The 17,403-nt window shown below is 43.7% G+C and carries 20 protein-coding genes and 1 pseudogene; 3 read left to right on the top strand and 18 right to left on the bottom strand.

Features of this window, described 5'->3' with window-relative positions:
* Positions 1–116: 116 nt before the first annotated feature.
* The 15 genes from Xbud_RS16690 to Xbud_RS21005 all read right to left on the bottom strand — a co-directional run bounded on the left by Xbud_RS16690 (position 117) and on the right by Xbud_RS21005 (position 11,856).
* On the bottom strand, positions 117–1,778 hold the full coding sequence (locus tag Xbud_RS16690) for a terminase large subunit (RefSeq protein ID WP_099137166.1): 1,662 nt from the start codon (positions 1,776–1,778) through the stop codon (positions 117–119).
* Positions 1,775–2,128: a phage terminase small subunit P27 family gene (locus Xbud_RS16685; RefSeq protein ID WP_069318054.1), complete on the bottom strand. Its 354-nt coding sequence runs from the start codon at positions 2,126–2,128 to the stop codon at positions 1,775–1,777. Before Xbud_RS16685 ends, Xbud_RS16690 begins: the two co-directional genes overlap by 4 nt.
* Before the next feature lie 119 nt (positions 2,129–2,247).
* Positions 2,248–2,673: an HNH endonuclease signature motif containing protein gene (locus Xbud_RS16680; RefSeq protein WP_099137164.1), complete on the bottom strand. Its 426-nt coding sequence runs from the start codon at positions 2,671–2,673 to the stop codon at positions 2,248–2,250.
* Complete coding sequence (locus Xbud_RS16675; protein ID WP_099137162.1) at positions 2,673–2,975, bottom strand: head-tail connector protein; 303 nt, start codon at positions 2,973–2,975, stop codon at positions 2,673–2,675. The genes Xbud_RS16680 and Xbud_RS16675 overlap by 1 nt, the downstream gene beginning before the upstream one ends.
* A complete protein-coding gene (locus Xbud_RS16670) occupies positions 2,972–3,307 on the bottom strand; it encodes a phage head closure protein (RefSeq protein WP_099137161.1) in 336 nt (111 codons plus the stop codon). The genes Xbud_RS16675 and Xbud_RS16670 overlap by 4 nt, the downstream gene beginning before the upstream one ends.
* Entirely contained in the window at positions 3,304–4,521 is a 1,218-nt protein-coding gene (locus tag Xbud_RS16665; protein ID WP_099137160.1) for a phage portal protein, read from the bottom strand. The genes Xbud_RS16670 and Xbud_RS16665 overlap by 4 nt, the downstream gene beginning before the upstream one ends.
* A 2-nt stretch (positions 4,522–4,523) precedes the next feature.
* Entirely contained in the window at positions 4,524–5,072 is a 549-nt protein-coding gene (locus Xbud_RS16660; RefSeq protein ID WP_099137158.1) for an HK97 family phage prohead protease, read from the bottom strand.
* 39 nt (positions 5,073–5,111) lie between these two features.
* A complete protein-coding gene (locus Xbud_RS16655) occupies positions 5,112–6,263 on the bottom strand; it encodes a phage major capsid protein (protein WP_099137157.1) in 1,152 nt (383 codons plus the stop codon).
* A 125-nt stretch (positions 6,264–6,388) separates the two neighbouring features.
* Positions 6,389–6,784 (bottom strand): DUF1240 domain-containing protein, encoded by a 396-nt coding sequence (locus tag Xbud_RS16650; RefSeq protein WP_099137156.1) that lies wholly within the window; start codon positions 6,782–6,784, stop codon positions 6,389–6,391.
* Complete coding sequence (locus Xbud_RS16645) at positions 6,781–7,704, bottom strand: hypothetical protein (RefSeq protein WP_099137154.1); 924 nt, start codon at positions 7,702–7,704, stop codon at positions 6,781–6,783. Before Xbud_RS16645 ends, Xbud_RS16650 begins: the two co-directional genes overlap by 4 nt.
* A gap of 335 nt (positions 7,705–8,039) precedes the next feature.
* Positions 8,040–8,534 (bottom strand): IS630 family transposase, encoded by a 495-nt coding sequence (locus Xbud_RS16640; RefSeq protein ID WP_244590011.1) that lies wholly within the window; start codon positions 8,532–8,534, stop codon positions 8,040–8,042.
* A 22-nt stretch (positions 8,535–8,556) separates the two neighbouring features.
* Complete coding sequence (locus tag Xbud_RS16635) at positions 8,557–8,880, bottom strand: IS630 transposase-related protein (RefSeq protein WP_099137150.1); 324 nt, start codon at positions 8,878–8,880, stop codon at positions 8,557–8,559.
* A gap of 73 nt (positions 8,881–8,953) precedes the next feature.
* Positions 8,954–11,374, bottom strand: a complete 2,421-nt coding sequence (locus Xbud_RS16630) for a primase-like DNA-binding domain-containing protein (protein WP_099137148.1) — start codon at positions 11,372–11,374, stop codon at positions 8,954–8,956.
* 4 nt (positions 11,375–11,378) lie between these two features.
* On the bottom strand, positions 11,379–11,738 hold the full coding sequence (locus Xbud_RS16625; RefSeq protein ID WP_099137147.1) for a hypothetical protein: 360 nt from the start codon (positions 11,736–11,738) through the stop codon (positions 11,379–11,381).
* Positions 11,731–11,856, bottom strand: a complete 126-nt coding sequence (locus tag Xbud_RS21005; RefSeq protein WP_280176118.1) for a hypothetical protein — start codon at positions 11,854–11,856, stop codon at positions 11,731–11,733. The genes Xbud_RS16625 and Xbud_RS21005 overlap by 8 nt, the downstream gene beginning before the upstream one ends.
* Before the next feature lie 193 nt (positions 11,857–12,049).
* Between Xbud_RS21005 and Xbud_RS16620 the strand changes: the two genes are divergently transcribed.
* Entirely contained in the window at positions 12,050–12,229 is a 180-nt protein-coding gene (locus tag Xbud_RS16620; RefSeq protein WP_099137145.1) for a YlcI/YnfO family protein, read from the top strand.
* Positions 12,230–12,406: 177 nt separating this feature from the next.
* Here the strand turns inward: Xbud_RS16620 and Xbud_RS16615 are convergent, their stop codons facing one another.
* Both Xbud_RS16615 and Xbud_RS16610 read right to left on the bottom strand, forming a co-directional pair.
* Positions 12,407–12,685, bottom strand: a complete 279-nt coding sequence (locus Xbud_RS16615; RefSeq protein ID WP_211283541.1) for a helix-turn-helix transcriptional regulator — start codon at positions 12,683–12,685, stop codon at positions 12,407–12,409.
* A gap of 128 nt (positions 12,686–12,813) precedes the next feature.
* The gene (locus Xbud_RS16610; protein WP_099137142.1) at positions 12,814–14,031 is read right to left on the bottom strand and encodes a tyrosine-type recombinase/integrase; all 1,218 of its coding nucleotides are present in this window, start codon (positions 14,029–14,031) and stop codon (positions 12,814–12,816) included.
* Between the two features lie 267 nt (positions 14,032–14,298).
* Between Xbud_RS16610 and Xbud_RS16605 the strand changes: the two genes are divergently transcribed.
* Positions 14,299–15,282 carry a quinone oxidoreductase gene (locus Xbud_RS16605; RefSeq protein ID WP_099137140.1) on the top strand — a complete coding sequence of 328 codons (984 nt, stop codon included), beginning with the start codon at positions 14,299–14,301 and terminating at the stop codon, positions 15,280–15,282.
* Between the two features lie 30 nt (positions 15,283–15,312).
* Here Xbud_RS16605 and dusA read toward each other — a convergent pair whose 3' ends face one another.
* The gene (dusA, locus tag Xbud_RS16600) at positions 15,313–16,350 is read right to left on the bottom strand and encodes a tRNA dihydrouridine(20/20a) synthase DusA (RefSeq protein WP_099137138.1); all 1,038 of its coding nucleotides are present in this window, start codon (positions 16,348–16,350) and stop codon (positions 15,313–15,315) included.
* Positions 16,351–16,479: 129 nt separating this feature from the next.
* Here dusA and Xbud_RS16595 point away from each other — a divergent pair.
* Positions 16,480–17,353: pseudogene (locus Xbud_RS16595) on the top strand (tyrosine-type recombinase/integrase).
* The last annotated feature ends 50 nt before the right edge of the window (positions 17,354–17,403 follow it).

Raw genomic sequence — 17,403 nt, 5'->3', positions numbered from 1 at the left:
TGATTGTTAGATAAGAGTAGCGACTAATACAAATAAAAGTGTGATATCTAACCTTCTGAGCATTTGATTTCATTAATTCCTAACCAGCATAGGTATTAAAAAAATCAATTAGTTATCTAAATTCCATCAAAGCCATCCAGTCGCTGTTGTTGCTCATCACTAAGACTAAACGCAAACTCTTCATGCTCAATCTGCCATGTGCCAAAACTCATCAAAAACGCAATTGCAGGATCGATTTTATTCGCAGATTTCTTTTTATTCGGCTTGATATTTGCGTTAGAATCGGTTTCCATCACGACATTGGCTATCGCCCAATCAAGCACCGGATCGCCGTTATTACGAATGATTTTGCGGTTAACAAACACCTCAGCGGATTTGGCTACCGGACTAAAGCGCATATAGGTTTGCGGGAAGGGTTCAACGTCCAAGCCTGCGCCCTGTAATTGCGTTCGTAGATGTGTTGCGTTCCATGTATCAAAGCCCACCAGCTTGATATCAAAGTGCTGGCTGTCTTTGAGAATATCATCACGGATACGGTCATAATCAATACAATCGCCCTGTGTGGTGCGTATCCAGCCCATTTGTACCCATTGTCGATACACTGCCCGATTCTTATTGGCAGGATTCTGTAACTGGGCTTCGGGTAAGTAATGACGGGTCAGTAATAACAGTTCGTTATCCACGGGGAAGGTGTAACAGATGCTGGTGATATCGCCCGTTGAGGATAAATCCAGCCCGGCGTAACACTTCAGTCCTTTCAGGTCACTTTCATCATAGTCAAGTTGACAGGCTTTCCATGCCCCTTCGCCCATCCACGGCGTTTCACCCTGACACCAGATATTAAAGCGTTTGGTTAACATTTCCGTCCATTGTGACGGTATACCCCGCGCTTTCTGAATGGTGTCATGCAAAGCGGCACTGTCCACGGAGATATTCAGATTGGGATTAGCCTTTATCCAAAGGGCTTCATTATCAATTTCGTGCTCATCGTCCAGCTCGTAAATAAGGGCAAATAACAATTCGTTTTGTTCCTCGCCCTCCAATATCTGGCAACAATAATCATAGTGCTGTTTACAGGCTGAGATCACGTTACTGCCTGCCGTGGTAATGGCAAACAGAATACCTTCGGGACGTGCTCCCATTCCCAGTTCAAGGGCAGAGTAGACGGCGTTATCAGGGTGCAAATGATACTCATCGACAATTGCCAAACTGGGGTTAGTGCCTTCAATGGTGGCGGCTTTGGCTGCCAGTGGTTTTAACAGGCTGTTGCTCTTTGGATAGGTTATTTTGTGTTGCTGGATAGCTACCCGTTTTTTGATCGGTTTTGATAACAGACACATCTGACGGGCATCATCAAACACAATACGCGCCTGATCACGGCTAACAGCAGCGGTGTAAATATCCTGCTGTCCGTTCTCCATCACCAGAAACCAGTTCGCCAATATTGCAGCCACGGTGGATTTGGCATTTTTGCGCGGCACCTGAATGTAAGCACTGCGGTATTTCCGCCGTCCGGTCGCTTTGACTTTGAAGCCGAACAGATTGGCAAAGGCGAATTGTTGCCACGGCTCTAATATAATCGGTTTGCCCCGCAAATGGCCTTTAACATGTGGACAATAACGGGAAAAGGCAATAAACCGTGCCACTACCTCCGCATCAAATAAATAACGCGGGTTATTCAGGTCGTTAAGGTAGCGTTTTACCGCCTGTTTTACCCGTTTACAGGCCGGAATTGTGCCATTTTCAATATCAAAAGCGTACTGATCCCATGCGTTCATAGTCGGTCTAACTCGTCCTCTTCTTCCGTTTCTACCGGATTTTTGCGCCGTGACACGGGGTCAAAACCCAGCAATGCCGACATTTTTATCATGATTTTTTCAGCGTCCGCTTTAGCACTCAATGATGGATTACGGCTTTCACTGCCCTGACTGTTCACAATGCTAAAGCCTCTAATATCAAGGTCTGCCACTGCCTTTCGGTAAATGGCATAGTTGACGCAATACAGCTCTAAGTTGTTCCAGTCGGCGGCGTTCAAATCTTCCCGTTCGCTTAAGATTTTACCTTTGGCTTTCCATTGACTGGCGGCAATATCGTTTAAATAAGTGGGCGGTTTGGGTGCTCTTGCCATAATGTTCTCTGTTCCTTGTGATTTTATTTTCAAAAAAATTGCCGTGCGTAAAAATTGAAGGAGGGGGCGGTTCCGCTCAGAGGAACGTTTGTCATTTTTGATACCCCCACCCCGTTATTTCATTTGGTTATTATTCTTGTAATAAATAATCGTGCTGCTTCTGCCTCCTGCTCCCGATAGTTTCCCTGTTTGCGCTTCGCTTTGGTTATCGGGTCTGTCTGTACCGTCTTACGGTTATGGCAGGTTTGACATAACGCTTGATGGTTGGAGGCAAGCCAAAACAACACATCCACTTCACCTTGTATCGGGATGATGTGATCCACAATAGTTGCAGGCATGTAGCAATTCTGCTTGAGGCAATGCACACATAAGGGATGAGTTTTGAGATACATCAATCTGTATCTGCTCCATCGGTTACTGTAGCCACGTTCGGTACGTGTACCGCGCTGCCTGTTCTGTTCCCGCCGATGTTCCTCACAGCGACCGGACTTTACCCGTTGCTTACAACTTGGATAACTACAACGCTTTAACGGTTGCCACGGCATCAGTAGATCCCCACATCACGATAGACAGACCACAACGATTTGATGGTGAAAGGCACTTCTTTTAGCTCAACATCGGTTGCCATTTCCCGATTTTCATACAACAAACCAATGTAAAGCAGGCAACCGACTTTAATCGACGGGGTAAAAGCCAGATCATCACCAAACCGCTTACCGATATGTTGCTGGCAGACTTCCAGCGCGGCGGCGGCATAGCCCATGAGCAAGGTATCATCAAGGGTGTCGCTCTCATCCAATCGGCAATGTTGTTTGATTTCGTTCAAAGGAATTTCAATCTGGCTCATCGGAATATACCTCCCTTGCAAAGCAGTTCTAAGCGGGTGTGTTTGGCATCGGGGATAACGGCAACGATAGCAAAGGCTTGACTGTGGGTGCGCGTCTCCTGATAGACAATACGGTGAGCGGTGGTGATATCGTTTCGGTAACGTAGCCAGATACGCACCGTGACTTCGGAAAGCACCCGCTGAGAGGCCACCAGTTCCCGCCCACTGATGTACTTCACCTCCGCCCAGATTTCGGCAACATCCACCCATGTTTTAATCACCGAACCGCCCGGCGAACGGGTTTGTTCATTTTTCTGGATGGTGATCCGGTGTCTTAATGCACCTGCCCTCATTCTTTGCCCTCCGGTTGTTGCTTCACTTCCACCGTTTGTTTCCATGCCTGACTGAATTCATCGCCACCGGCACGGGGTGATAATCCCTCCCGTTCACGGGCTTCATTCGGACACATCACACCGGATTTAATCGCCGTCTCATAACTCTGGAAGCGTTCTTTCGGATTGGCGCGAAGCAGGTCGGCGGTATCAAATTCCACCTGATAGCGAATGCCTTTTATTGGTGAGTTCAGCAATAAAGCGGATTTGATTTGCTGCTCAAAGTTAGCCAGCCACGGGCGCATGGTGATTGTCAGCAAAGCACGGGACGCTTCACTAAAATTGCTGTAGGAACTGTTTGAATACTCTTGCAGAAAGATCGGGCTGATATTGAACATCCGGGCGATATCGTCAATGGTAAAACGGCGTGAGGCCAGCCACTCCGCATCTTGGTTACTCATCCCTAATTGCTGGTATTCCATGCCACCTTCAAGAATGGGAGTTTTGCCTGCATTGCGAGCGCCTTTATAACGTTCGAGGGCTTCCAGCGCCTTATTACCCTTGATGCCATCCAGCCAGTCAGCGGCTTTAATCACGCCCGCTGCCATCATGCCCTCTTTCATGATGCTTGCCCCGTGGCGCTGTTGTGCCAGTCCTAATCCTAGTGTTTCCCGACAAATGGTCACAGGTGAGCGACCAAGAAAACCGTCTTCGGTGGCATAACGCAAATGCAACACTTCTTCTTGCAAATAAGTTTTGACTTTGCCGCTATAGGGTTCGGTGATGGTATAAGCAAATCGATGATCGGATAATCGCTGTGGGACAACCGCTGACGGCGGGTAAGGGTGCAAGGATTGTGGCTGTCCATCTTTTCCCCAGATGATGACTGCATAAGCATTGCCATTTAACAGGCAATGGCGCATCAGCGTTCGCTTAAACTGGAATGGGGTCTGGCAGTCATTCGGGCATTCATTAAGCAAATAATCTACGGGATGATCACTCAACCATTCGCGGGATTCTTTGCCGTGCTGGTGCTGAACCCGATAGAGATAACAGGGCATGGTGGCGACCGCTTCACTAATCACTGTGACGGCATTCATCACCGCTGGCAGACCTTCGGCGGTCGAGGGTGAAACATGCTCGCCGGATTTGGTATTAGCCATGCCTGCCAGAGAAAAAAATTCCTCAATGGTCATACTGCGAGTTTCGGAGTCTTTGCGCTTAAAAGGCCACATGCTCACACCTCAGACAATTGCAGCCAGTAATGACGCAAACCCACATGACAGGGCTTAACGGCATTCAGGGAGCGTTTGGCAATCTCAACACCACTGTCAGGATAGGCGGGTAAACTGGTGACAGTGATTTCCCGCAGTTCGGCTTCTAAGACGATTCTGACATACGGTGTTTGACTGGTATCCCACTGATCTTTAATGGCACGAAAACCAAAGGACATACCGGAAATATCACCCCGTTCAACCAACGCCAGTACATCGCGCCCCAATTGCGTATCAGGCGGGGTTAATTCGAAGCGTAATCCAGTGGCATCTTCGGCAAGCTGCAATGTGCCGGAAGCAGTACGGCCTAACAGGTTCATGTGATCATGTTCATATAGTGCCCTGATATCTGCCGCTGCTGTTAAGCTGGCACGAAAGGCACTCGGGGCGAACTGTTCGACAAATTCATCCCACAGGATTTGTGATCGGCTGTTCCACTTAATCACATAACCTGTCAGTTTTTTATCACTGGCAGAAAGTGAGGCGGTGCGGATTTCAAACTCATTCGTCATGTTATGGACTCCAGACAGGGGCGTTCACCCCTTTGCTGATTAACTGGCGGCTTTCACTTCCAGTACCTTGATTGCGTTGGAATCCACCAGCCCACCGCCCAGATATTTATCGGTATGTACCTTATAAAATCCCGGTTCGGTGATAATATCGGGACGGGTACGAGTGCCCGTTTGATGGTCAACGATGAAGTAACCGCGTTTGAAGTCACCCAGAGCAATGATGTTATCCGGCATAAATTCGAGGTAATGAACAGGCAAGCCCAGCAATATATCGGGATCACCAGCTTGCAAACGTTCGCGCCAGATATAATCGCCATTACCGTTTTTCAGCTTCTGTACATTGGCGGCAGTTGTCGAATTCATCACCCAAACGGCGTTCTTACGGTATTTATTTTTGAGTAAGAATTTCAGGTCAATCAGGCTATCAGCTTCAAGGCTGGCAACTTCCAGCTTTTGCAGCGTACCGAACGCACGTATCTTGTCGGCTTGGATGTCACGAGGGTAAGACAGAAAGCCTTTCGCTTTCTTGCTGCCGTCACCACTCACCAGATCTGTTTCTTCGGTGTCTACAAAGGTGTCTGCAATTTCAGACGTCAGCCAGCCTAAGATATCTACATCGCTGAAATCGATAATTTCCTGTGTGGTTTTGGGGTAGGCATAGATAGGAAACAGTTTGATGCTGACTTCTTCCATCTTTGGTGTAGCCGTCTCACCTCGTGCCTTGCCTTCTTCCGTGTGGGCTACGGCTGCGCCACCGACCGACACAAGCTGTTTATACTCGTTGCTGCGTGTGGTCTTAATCATACAGATCCTGCGCATGACCGATTCATCAGCCAGTTGCTGCATGATCTGTCTGTTCAGTTCCGGGATAACGGTATAGCCACCCTCTGAGGGAACGCCCGTAGACAAGGTGCGGGTTTCTCCGGTCAGAATATAGTGGCGCAACTCGTCATTGCTGAGGTTTTCGCGGGTCGATTGGGGTTTACTTGCCTGATTGCGTTCTTCATCAGACAGCGCCTCATAACGGGCGATTTCTGCATTCAGGGCATCGGACTGACTACGCAGTTCGTCGAACTGTTTCGCTTCATCTGCGGTCAGTGAGCGCTTTTCGTCTTCGGCTTTGGTGAGCAGCGAACGCATTTGTTCGGTAAAGGTTGCTTTTTGCTGGCGTAATTCGAGCAGTTTTTTCATTGTGTCTTATGGTTATTTATTTTCCTCAAAGACACTATTTAATACTATCTAAAATAATTAAAAAGCCTCTAAATTTTAGAGGCTAAACAGGACAAAACATAAGGACAGAATATTTACAAAAAATTTCATTTACACAGCGATAAATTTTTGACGTAAGTAGTTGGCGACATCCACGATATTTTATCACATGTTAAATAACCATCATTTTTTAACTTATAGCTCACATAAAAAGATATAGGTAAACTAACGATGAATGATGTAATCATCAGCATACTTAAGTACTTAACAATAACCTTGTTAAATTTAGGCAGCCTATCAAATAGAAAGAAAAAAATAGAACCTGATAAAGAATAAAACAATAGAGGAAAAGACATAAAACATATGATAACGGCGCTAGAAAATGTTATCTCATCTCTCATTAGTATTAATGAAATAGCAGAGTCAACAACTAAGCTCATCATAAATGTCAGTCCTAACAACAATATTATCACACCTAATGCTTTAACATATTTACTATTCACCTCATCCTTCCTAATCCATTAAAAAAATGTCGTAAATCCGCTTCTGGCGCTCTTGGTTTTCTGTCCCTTTGTTCTTTTAAAAATGCTATCAATTTTTCACTTATTCCATATTGTTTATCAAGAACGTCCAAACCATAAGCAACCAAAAAACCAGTTACCAAAACTATTCCAGCAGCAGCAATAATACTCCCACCTACAATGGCTGTTGCAGTTAAAACTGTACCGACAATCCAAGACACAGCCGCAGTAATTGCTGTTTTAGCCATATCAATTGTTATGTTTCCGAGAAAATCAGCTAAAGTATACTCATCCTTAAAAATACTTTCTACGACCCGATATCCAATAGAAAAGATGATGCAGAATCTGACCCCTCTTACAATGCTGTTATTAAGACCCTGCTGCCCTATCCCCATCCCTATCATTTGAGGATGATTGGCACCGTATCGTGTTCCCCTGACAAGTCTCCTAAGACCTGCATGCCCCGACACATGAATATACGTGCGGCCATTTTCTGCCACATGTGTTCTAGCAGTGATATTTAACCTCTGAAACTCCCGGCAAACATCATAAAATCCTCGCGAATCATAGATATTTCCGGCATAAGGAGAAATAGGATCTGTGACAGAAAATAGATGTGACATAGGGCCTTTTGTCTGGTCGTCCTCTTCAATACCCCTTGCCAGTGATTCACCGTGACTTGGATTTTGTGGACGACTAGGATTGATATCTTCAATAATGCTCTGGGCTTGAGCTAATGTAAGAACGTAGTGATATTGAGTATTCTTATTTAATTCCTTTTCCAATCCTATACTATCAAAAAATTCATGCTGAGGTATTAACTGGTTAATTCCCACTTTTCCATTTAAGTAATCCCCCAAATAACCGTGCCAAGTGGGATTATAATCTTTACGCCTAGTCATTTAAGCTCTCCATACTATTTCATATTGAATAATTCCAAATGTCACCATAATACTAATAAAAAATAACTGACTTATATCCAGTGACTCCCTTAGAAATCTTTTTGAAGCCATCCACTGTACACACTATGCATGATTTTTAAGAGGCCTGTCATATCTGGGTTTGTGACCATTAATATGGTATTCATTAACTATTCATCTGTTAACTAAAACCTTTTTAGATTATGTATGACATGTATACTTAGCGTACAGAAGAAGAATAACTATACATCCTATTTTTATATTTAAAATCAGAAAAATAAGCTAGTTAATGTATAGAGTGTATAGTTATAGCAGAATCAACATAACCTGACATATTCAATATGCTCCGTAAATAACTCATCAACTGAACATCTTTCTTGCCTCCTTATCGCTTTTGCTCCGCCCCATTTGTGTTCTATAGGGTTCAAATCCGGACTATAAGCGGGAAGCCATTCCAGTTGACATTTGCTGTCTGCTATCGCTTGTGTCGTGTCATTCCGTTTATGGAAAGGCGCATTATCCATCACTATCACTGCTCCGTGTGGAAGCTTTGGCAGCAAATCTTGCGTCATCCACGCATAAAAAACATCGGCATTAATATTCTCGGTAAATAAGCTTAAGGTGACGAAGGTATTTTCGAGAATGGCGCCAATGACGTTGATACGGCCTTTTGCGTGCCAGTCATGCGTACCAAAACAGCGTAACCCTTTTTCCGAATATCCATGTTTACGTGGCATCGATTGAGCAAAACCACTTTCATCCAAATAAACAATGGGTCTGCCAGTCTGTTCATAATCGCTGATGCGCTCGATAAATGCCTGACGAGCTTGAGGATCAGCGCGAGGGTGTTGGCGCGTTTTTTTTCTGGGTGATCCGAAGCCGTTTCAAGGCGTAATGAATAGCTGATTGTGAGACACCTAAACGTTTTGCTCTTTCCCATTGATAGTCATCAGGAAAATTTTGGACATCCGCAATGAGTACCTCATCAGGGATTTTCGTGGCGGGTTTATCGCGGGTCATGCAAGGTTCTATTTTATTGCACCACCGGAACAAGGTACGCATGGAGATTTCAAAATGGGCACTCGTTTGTTCGAAAGTCAACGAATGTTTGTCTTTGTATGCCAGTACTCGCTTTCGAAAATCTAAGCTATAGCCCATCTCATTTTATGCCTTGTCATCTTAGATTTAGATATTATGTCATATTAATATGATTTAGCTATAAACCTAAAAACTATAATGGTATAATGTTGGGATCTTTATGCTCAGGTAACGATGGAAGCCATTCTTCTGCTTCTTCCGACAACTCAACATTATAAGAATACCCTCTCGTTGTTCTCGTCTTTCGATAATCTTTCCGGTACTCCTGCATAATCTTAGGAATAGATTCGCCAAATTTAGTCAATGTCAGCGGGCGTTCAAAGCCGTGCGCTTCCATAAAAGAAAGATAAGCATGATACAGATACAACCTCGGCACTCGTGGGCTAATGTTCTTAGTGCCCATCTTCATCCCAGTTGCATCATTGACGGTTACCAGATAACCACAAAAGCGATACAACGGATCGGAATTGCTTTTCACCGTTAATGCTTCGTTAGAATCGCGTTGTGCCTGTAGTAGCTTTTTAGCTTTATTCTGGTCGGCAAATTCGTTCAATAAATGGCGGATAATAACGGGCAGTTCCCGACTGATTTTCTCCGGCAAGTGTGGATCTTTTTCTGACTCTTTGACCGGAATGTTAAACGGGAATATCACCCGCCGCCGTGCAATACCGCCATTACGTTCGGTAAAGCTCATCGGTTCGTTATTGGTGGCTAATACAACAGCCTTAATGACCGTAGAAAATTGCTTCTCATATTTCCCGTCAACTTCGATTAAGTCACCGCCAGTAATTGCCTTAATGCCAGCGCCTTCACCAACATATTTAACCTGATCGGGTAACGTAATCAGGCTTTTCCCGACAAACTGATAACGTCCTCTGGCTTCGTCCAGCGCTTTCATATTGCCACTGGCGGTATTGTGTTCACCTGCCAATAAAGTCGCAATATAAGTAAACACACTTTTACCGCTACCGCCTTCACCTGTCACTTCAATAAATAACTGCCAGTCGTAACGGTTTGCCAAGATCATGAACAAAGCGGCTTTAATACGGTTCATTTTGTTTTCATTGCTTCCCGCTGCATGGGACAGCCAGCGATAAAAATCTGGAGCATGATCCGGCAAATTTTCACCAATAGCAGGCGGAGTGAATTCGATGCCGTTATGGTTCATTAGCCAATGTTCTGACTGGTGCGGGGTAAACTGTTGAACCGATAAATCATACACGCCATTACGGAACCCGATTAAATCCTGCCGTTGTTCACCAATGACAGGAATTTGTAATTTCATGGCATCAATAGCATTGTTAATTCCATTAGGGCTATAAGGAGTTTCATGTTGATTGAAAATTGCAGCCATTGAACGACGAAGTTCACTATCAGGCAGTGTCTCCCAAATTGCACCGTTATAATGATAGGTCATTTCACTTTCAGGATTTACCACCACTTGGCCGTAATATTCAGCCAGAAGCACTCCACGTTGACTTGCTGCCATTTGTGCCAAATTAGCACTTTTTTTCTTATTTTCGTGGATCATCGCCGTTTCTGCTTTCACTGAAATTTTCTCCCCAACCTGATATAACCCGTTACTGAATGCCTGCTTTGCTGCTTCAATGCCGTGGCATTGACGATAATCATCCCAGTCAGCTTTCAATGCCGTAGGCGGTAACGCCACCCAACCATTAATCGCTATAGCGGCCTTTTCTGCCGCTATCTTGCCGACATTCTTTTTTAATCTACCGTTTTTGTCCCGTTCTTCCGGTTCGTGCCAATCGTTATCAGCAGCAAGAATAATTTTTGCATCTGGCCACTGGGTTCTGACCTGTTCGGCAACCGTGAGTAAATTACTTTCATCAATTGCAGCCAATACCGCGCTTTCATGCAATTGGCTGACTGTTAACGCCGTGGCGTAACCCTCAGTAATAATGAGGGTATCGGGCGTTCCGGTAATCTCGGATACGGGGATAAAACTTCCCTTTTTTTGAGTACCAGCGACAAGACGTTTTTCACCGTTCGGCTTGATGGTTTGTCCGCCTGTGATCGTGCCGTCCAGTGTCTGAGTGAGCAGCAATAAAGAACCATCTTTCAATAACCGCTGACTGGGGTATTTCAGCCCCTTTTTAGTCAAATACTGAGATTCACCCGTGACAGAAGTTGCGACCAGCGCAGCGATGCGTTCTGCAATCGATTTTACTGTTCGTGGCTGCTCTTTTGCTGGTTTGGGTTCAGGCAAGGGAAGTGCTAACGCATTCGCTACCAACTTAGCGGCGGTAAAAATAGTGATCCCTTGGGTTCTTGCCACTAAATCCAGCCCATCACCGTGATTCGGCTCATCACATTGGCGGCAGTGCCAGTCACCGTTATGGTTATCATCTATAAAGTGAAAACGGTCAGTACCGCCGCATATCGGGCAAGCGCCGTGTTTGCCTTTTGCCGGAACCCCAACGCCACAGGCTGGCAACAGGCTTTGCCAGTGATTGGTGGCAGATTTTTTTACATTATGGATAAAGTTTATCGGGCGGATCTTATCGCTATTTCTATATGAAGGTGTTTTGCTCATGAGTTCACTCCTTGTAAACAACAGCCAATAGTGAGTGATAGACTTCCTGATTGATATCACAGGCCAATGCAATCAGATTATTTAAATCGACAGAGCATTCGGTGCTGGCTTTTTCAAGAATGACGTAGAATAAAGAGGTTGCCAGACCTGCCCGAAACATTGCTTGTTCCAGTGAAACAGGCTGCTTATGTTCATGCTCTCTGATGATTTCAACATCAACGGATTTACTATCCGGTATAGAAGCACGACGAATATTATTAGCGGCGTTTTCTGCACCACGTAACGTTTTATATCGGTAACGAACCGTTTCTTTTTTTGTCTCGCCAGTATGGTGATTTGTGGTAGTAACAATGAGTTTAAACATGGCTTACCTCCTGAACGGAGATAAACGATGTTGAATCAATATCTGTCAGTTGTTGATTGCCTGATGCAATTAGGAATACAAATTTAAGGCGAGTTTGGGTATGCTGTGTACCAGCCATTGCGTAAGTCTCCTTTACGTTGTGGTTAAACGCCTCGACAGTGTTAGCGCACTTCGGGGCGTTGCTATTTGTATCACCTGAATAACTTTTAGTGTCAGCCACCATCGTATTTTCAAGTGTCAGCCACGTCAATTCTTTTTTATAAAATTTTTTCGCGTATACTGTCAGCCACCGACTACTAATGGATGCAGATATGGCAACGAAAGCAGTAAACGCAAAGTCAAAAAAATTAGAAGCCCGTGTACCACATGAGCTTGTTGATTCAATGGAAAAACTTAAAGAAGAAGGCGAAAGCACTGCGCAATTCATAATTTCGGCTATGTCGGGCGAAATCAAACGCCGCCAGCGCAAAGCCAAAACATCATCTGAGTAAGCATAATCAATTAACCCTCTTAAAGAGGGTTGTTTCTCAAATTGATGGTTATTTAATATCAAAGAATCTCTGTAACTAATATCTACCATCACACCAACTATTCCCGAAATTAAGCCGCTTTTAGGGTGAATTTGACTGCTGCCAATTAAGGCAGTTAATTTTTCATAGCATTATTTTTTAGTTAGTAGGTTTGCGGCTATATGGGTTATTCACGTTTTCTACTGTTGGCGGATTACGCACCCAATGCAGCAGATCACTAAGCAACCAAGCACAAGAATTGCGGCCTAATGGCTTACGGGCAGGGAAGCGGCCTGCATTTTCCAGTTTCCATGCTGACGTTCTGGAAATAGAGGTGATGTGCTGGCGTTCTTTTTCACGTATAAGACGATCATAAGGTTCACCATATTCGGAAAGGATAGAGCGGCGTTCTTCCGGTGTAGGAGTACTGTATTGCATGATTATGTTACCCTCACTGTTTAATTGTTTTTGTGAGGGTATTTTACTTAACAGAAATTATTACGAAAGAAAGCCACATTTGTTACGTGTATATCACAATGGTCATTCTCACAACTCATTAATTCCCATTATTGAGCTGCTTTTAATATAACCACATTCTCATAATTACCCGCCAATACATCCAGTCGCTCACACCACTTGTTTAAAGCGTCCAGCTTCTCTGGTAGGTATTGGCTCTTGTTGTATATTGCCATGATACCCGGCAAAGCGTGTCCTAGCAGCTGTTCTACCACATGTGGTGCTATACCCATGTCATTCATTTTAGTTGCAAACGTTCGCCTTAAATCATGCAAAGACCATTCCTCGTCATGCTCTAATTTTTTCCATATTTTTCTGCCATATTGTGCGACTGCTTCAAGTTTTTTAATTTCCCCTAAGAGATAACCACTTTTATGGTTTTGGTGAATAATATTCATTAAAAATGGCTTCATATATTCCGGTATTGGACGAATGATTTTCTCACCTGTCTTGCTATTTTCTTTTGGGACAGTCCATAACATAGAATTCAAATTCCATTCTGAACATTTAGATAACCTGATCTCTCGTGTCCGACAACCAAATACAACCAAAATTTTCAATAAATTATTATAATAAGGTAGGTAAATACCTGTATTTATAGAGTCCCATAATTGACCAAGTTCATTATCTTCTAAATATCGCTGGCCTTTATTTTGTTTTTTTCCAACATCCTGAATAGTTAAATCATCCAATACATGGCTGACTGCATACCTTCTTACCCGGCAAAATTTTAGAGCTTGTTTGCACAATTGAAATACAGAACCAGCAGCCACCGGCGCTTTCTTTTTCATTCTATCAAAGCATTGTAGCCAATATATTGTTTCGCAGTCAGATAATGCCATTTCACCAATATAAGGATAAATATGTTTTTCTAATTGCAGAATGAGGGTATCAATATTGACTCGATTTTCTCTGCCGTAGTGCGCTATCCAATATTCGATAGCGTCTTTTGCAGTAACTGGTTTTAATGATTCCTGCATCACTAAGTTAAATTGCAGCTTTGGATCTTTACCAGATGCTAGCCAACTACGACATTTATCCCTCGTTTCTCTAGCCTGTTTGAGGCTCACATCAGGATAGCGCCCAATGGTAAGGCGGTTTAACTTTTTTCCATCAAGCCGGTAGGTAAAAACCCAACTAATGCCACCAACTTTAGATGCTTTGGCGCTCAATCCAGCACCATCGGCAAAAAATTCAATATTCCCCCTTTCTTTTCCGTGCAGGGTTCTAAGTTTTTTGTCACTGAGCTTGTTTAGTTCGGCAGCCATGATCGCTAAAGGTATTTATACAATTGTTTATACGCAGTGTGCTGCAAGAAGGGTAAAACGTCAATAAACACTGTAACAACATACAGTTTAATGATTAATTAATTATTTGATATTTATATAAAAATAATAATCATGGACAAACTTCAAAACACAAAGTAAATATATATAGTCTGCAATGATTTCGGAGACATTATCGCCGTTTACAGCGATTCCATTACAAACGTGCGAGGTTGTTCCCAATATTTCTTAAAGAATGAGAGAGTTACCATGGCAAAACACATCGAATTTTCCGCCACTGGCGGCCCAGAAGTACTCCGATATTGTGAATTTACACCGACTGATCCTGCACCTGATGAAGTACAGATTGAGAATAAAGCTATCGGAATCAATTATATTGATACCTATGTACGTAGCGGCCTCTACCCACCCGCAGGCCTTCCTAGTAGATTAGGGACGGAAGCCGCTGGAGTTGTCACAAAAGTTGGCTCAAATGTGTCATACATCAAAGTTGGAGAGCGTGTGGCATATGCTCAATCCGGTTTGGGCGCATACAGTGAAGTACATAATGTTCCGGCCAACAAATTGGCTATCCTGCCGGATGCAATTTCATTTGAACAGGCAGCAGCTTCTCTTTTGAAAGGATTAACGGTTTATTATCTGTTCTATCAGACACACAAGGTTCAAGCAGGTGAAACTTTCCTGTTTCATGCCGCAGCAGGTGGTGTCGGTTTGATTGCCTGCCAGTGGGCAAAGGCATTAGGTGCAAAATTGATTGGAACAGTCGGTTCAGGCGAAAAAGCCAACCTTGCCAAAGCTGCGGGTGCATGGCAGACCATCAATTATAACCGTGAAAATATTGTGGAACGCGTTTTGGAACTTACTGACGGGAAAAAAGTTGATGTGGTTTATGATTCCGTCGGTCAGGCTACTTGGCTGGACTCACTTGATTCCTTAGCCCCCAGAGGATTGATGGTCAGTTTCGGTAACGCTTCGGGACCAGTGACAGGGGTGAATGTCGGACTTCTTAATCAGAAAGGTTCACTATTTCTTACCCGGCCTTCTCTTAATGGTTATATCACGACACATGAAGAGTTGGCTGAAGCCAGCAAAACCCTGTTTGATTTTATTGCCAGCGGTAAAATCAATGTAGATGTCCGAGAAAATCAGAAGTTTCCACTAAGCGAAGCGGTAAGAGCACACCAGACACTGGAAAGCCGTGCAACCCATGGTTCCAGTTTGTTGATACCATGATTCCCATTTTGAACAAAGCACCTGAGCGGATTACATCCGCTCTGTTACCATTTCCAATGCTTTTTCAACAACCATAATGTCAGCACCGGGTTTATGCGCATTCTCACTCAAATGACGACGCCATTGACGTGCACCAGGAATACCCTGAAAAACACCCAAAATATGGCGGGTAATGTGCCCTAAATAAGTGCCTTTTGACAATTCTTGTTCGATATATGGATAAAGCGCCTTAACTACCTCAACGGTATCTGTCACGGGAGCGGCTTGGTCAAATAGTTCACGGTCGGCCTTCGCCAGAATAGATGGATTTTGGTAAGCCTCCCGCCCAATCATTACACCATCTACATACTGCAAATGGTGCTTCGCTTCTTCCAATGATTTAATCCCACCATTAATGGAAAGTGTCAGTTGTGGAAAATCTTTCTTCAATTGATAAACCCGTGGATAATCCAACGGTGGAATTTCGCGGTTTTCTTTCGGGCTCAGGCCAGACAACCACGCTTTACGTGCATGGATGACAAAATAATCGCACTCACTGTTTTTCACGACAGTATCAATGAAATCACACAAAAACTCATAGCTATCCTGCTCATCAATACCGATACGGGTTTTAACTGTGACAGGAATATCTACCACATCCTGCATCGCCTTGACACAATCGGCTACCAGCGCAGCCTCTCCCATCAAACACGCACCAAAACGACCATTCTGCACACGATCAGACGGACAACCGACATTCAAATTAATTTCATCGTAACCACGCTTTTGCGCTATCTTGGCACAGTGTGCCAATGCCTGGGGCTCGCTGCCCCCCAATTGCAATGCCAGTGGATGTTCTTGCTCGTTATAAGCTAAATAGTCCCCTTTGCCATGAATAATTGCGCCTGTGGTGACCATTTCTGTGTAAAGCAGTGCTTCTTTACTTAACAGGCGATGGAAATAACGGCAATGGCGGTCAGTCCAGTCCAACATCGGGGCAACGGAGAAACGGGAGGGTTTGAATTTCCCTGGCTTTCCCTTTGTTATACTGTTTACTACAGGTTTTTCTGTTTTTCTATTTTCGTGCATTTTAATACGTTTTAGGCGATTTTCGGTTTATCGGTACACCATCCAGTACACCACACTCAATGGTGTACTGGTGCCTGAGAGGTAAATAATGGCCTATTATAACATAGTGAAACGAAAACATTTGGCAAGATGGTTCAAGCTAAAAGTTGGGGGGACTAAACGGGCAGCGGAATTAGAGGAAAGCGGGATTCCATCAAGTGGCGATACTGGCGGTATAACTGTAAGGGATTTATTGTATAAATATATCCACACGATCCCAACTTAGGGGGAAAAGCAGGAAGAACAAAAAAAGTATGTGTTAAGCATGCTGATGGATTGTCATATCTCAAATATATATTTATCTGAACTATCAGAAAGCCATATTATTGATCATTGCCGCTACAGGATGGAAAGCGGAGCATCTCCAGCAACAATTAATCATGATGTCAGCTACTTAACGTCCGTTATAGCATCAGCTAAACCTGTTTATGGCATAAATTACACGTCAAATCCTTCACAGGAAGCTAGGCCATTATTGATAAAAATGGGGTTGATTGGAAAATCAAACCGCCGTAGTCGTCGTCCTGTTAATGATGAACTTGATAGATTAATAGAAGGACTATGTAAACGTGCAAATCATAGGGCAGCTCATATTCCATACTTGGATATTTTAAATATTTCTATTCTTAGCTGTATGCGTATAGGTGAAGTCTGCAAAATCAGGTGGGATGATATTAATAAGAAACAAAAATCAGTCATTGTGAGGGATAGGAAAGATCCGAGGAAAAAGGCAGGCAATCATATGTCAGTTCTACTCTTGGGTGAAGCATGGGAAATAGTGCAACGTCAACCAAGAAAAGGTGAATTAATATTTCCCTATAATTCTAGAAGTGTATCTGCTGGATTTTCAATCGAGGAAGTTGCTCAAGTGACTGGACACCGATCCTTGAATGTATTGTGGCAAGTTTATACGGAACTGTTGTGCTTTAATAAATTCGGACACTTTGGTAAAGGAATAGAATGACTTTAATTAAGGTGTCTTTATGAAACGAAAATCACCCCAAAAATTTACCG

This window comes from Xenorhabdus budapestensis (assembly GCF_002632465.1).
Taxonomy (GTDB): domain Bacteria; phylum Pseudomonadota; class Gammaproteobacteria; order Enterobacterales; family Enterobacteriaceae; genus Xenorhabdus; species Xenorhabdus budapestensis.
The sequence above is the reverse complement of the archived record's forward strand: the minus strand, read 5'-3'. Positions and strand labels throughout refer to the sequence as shown.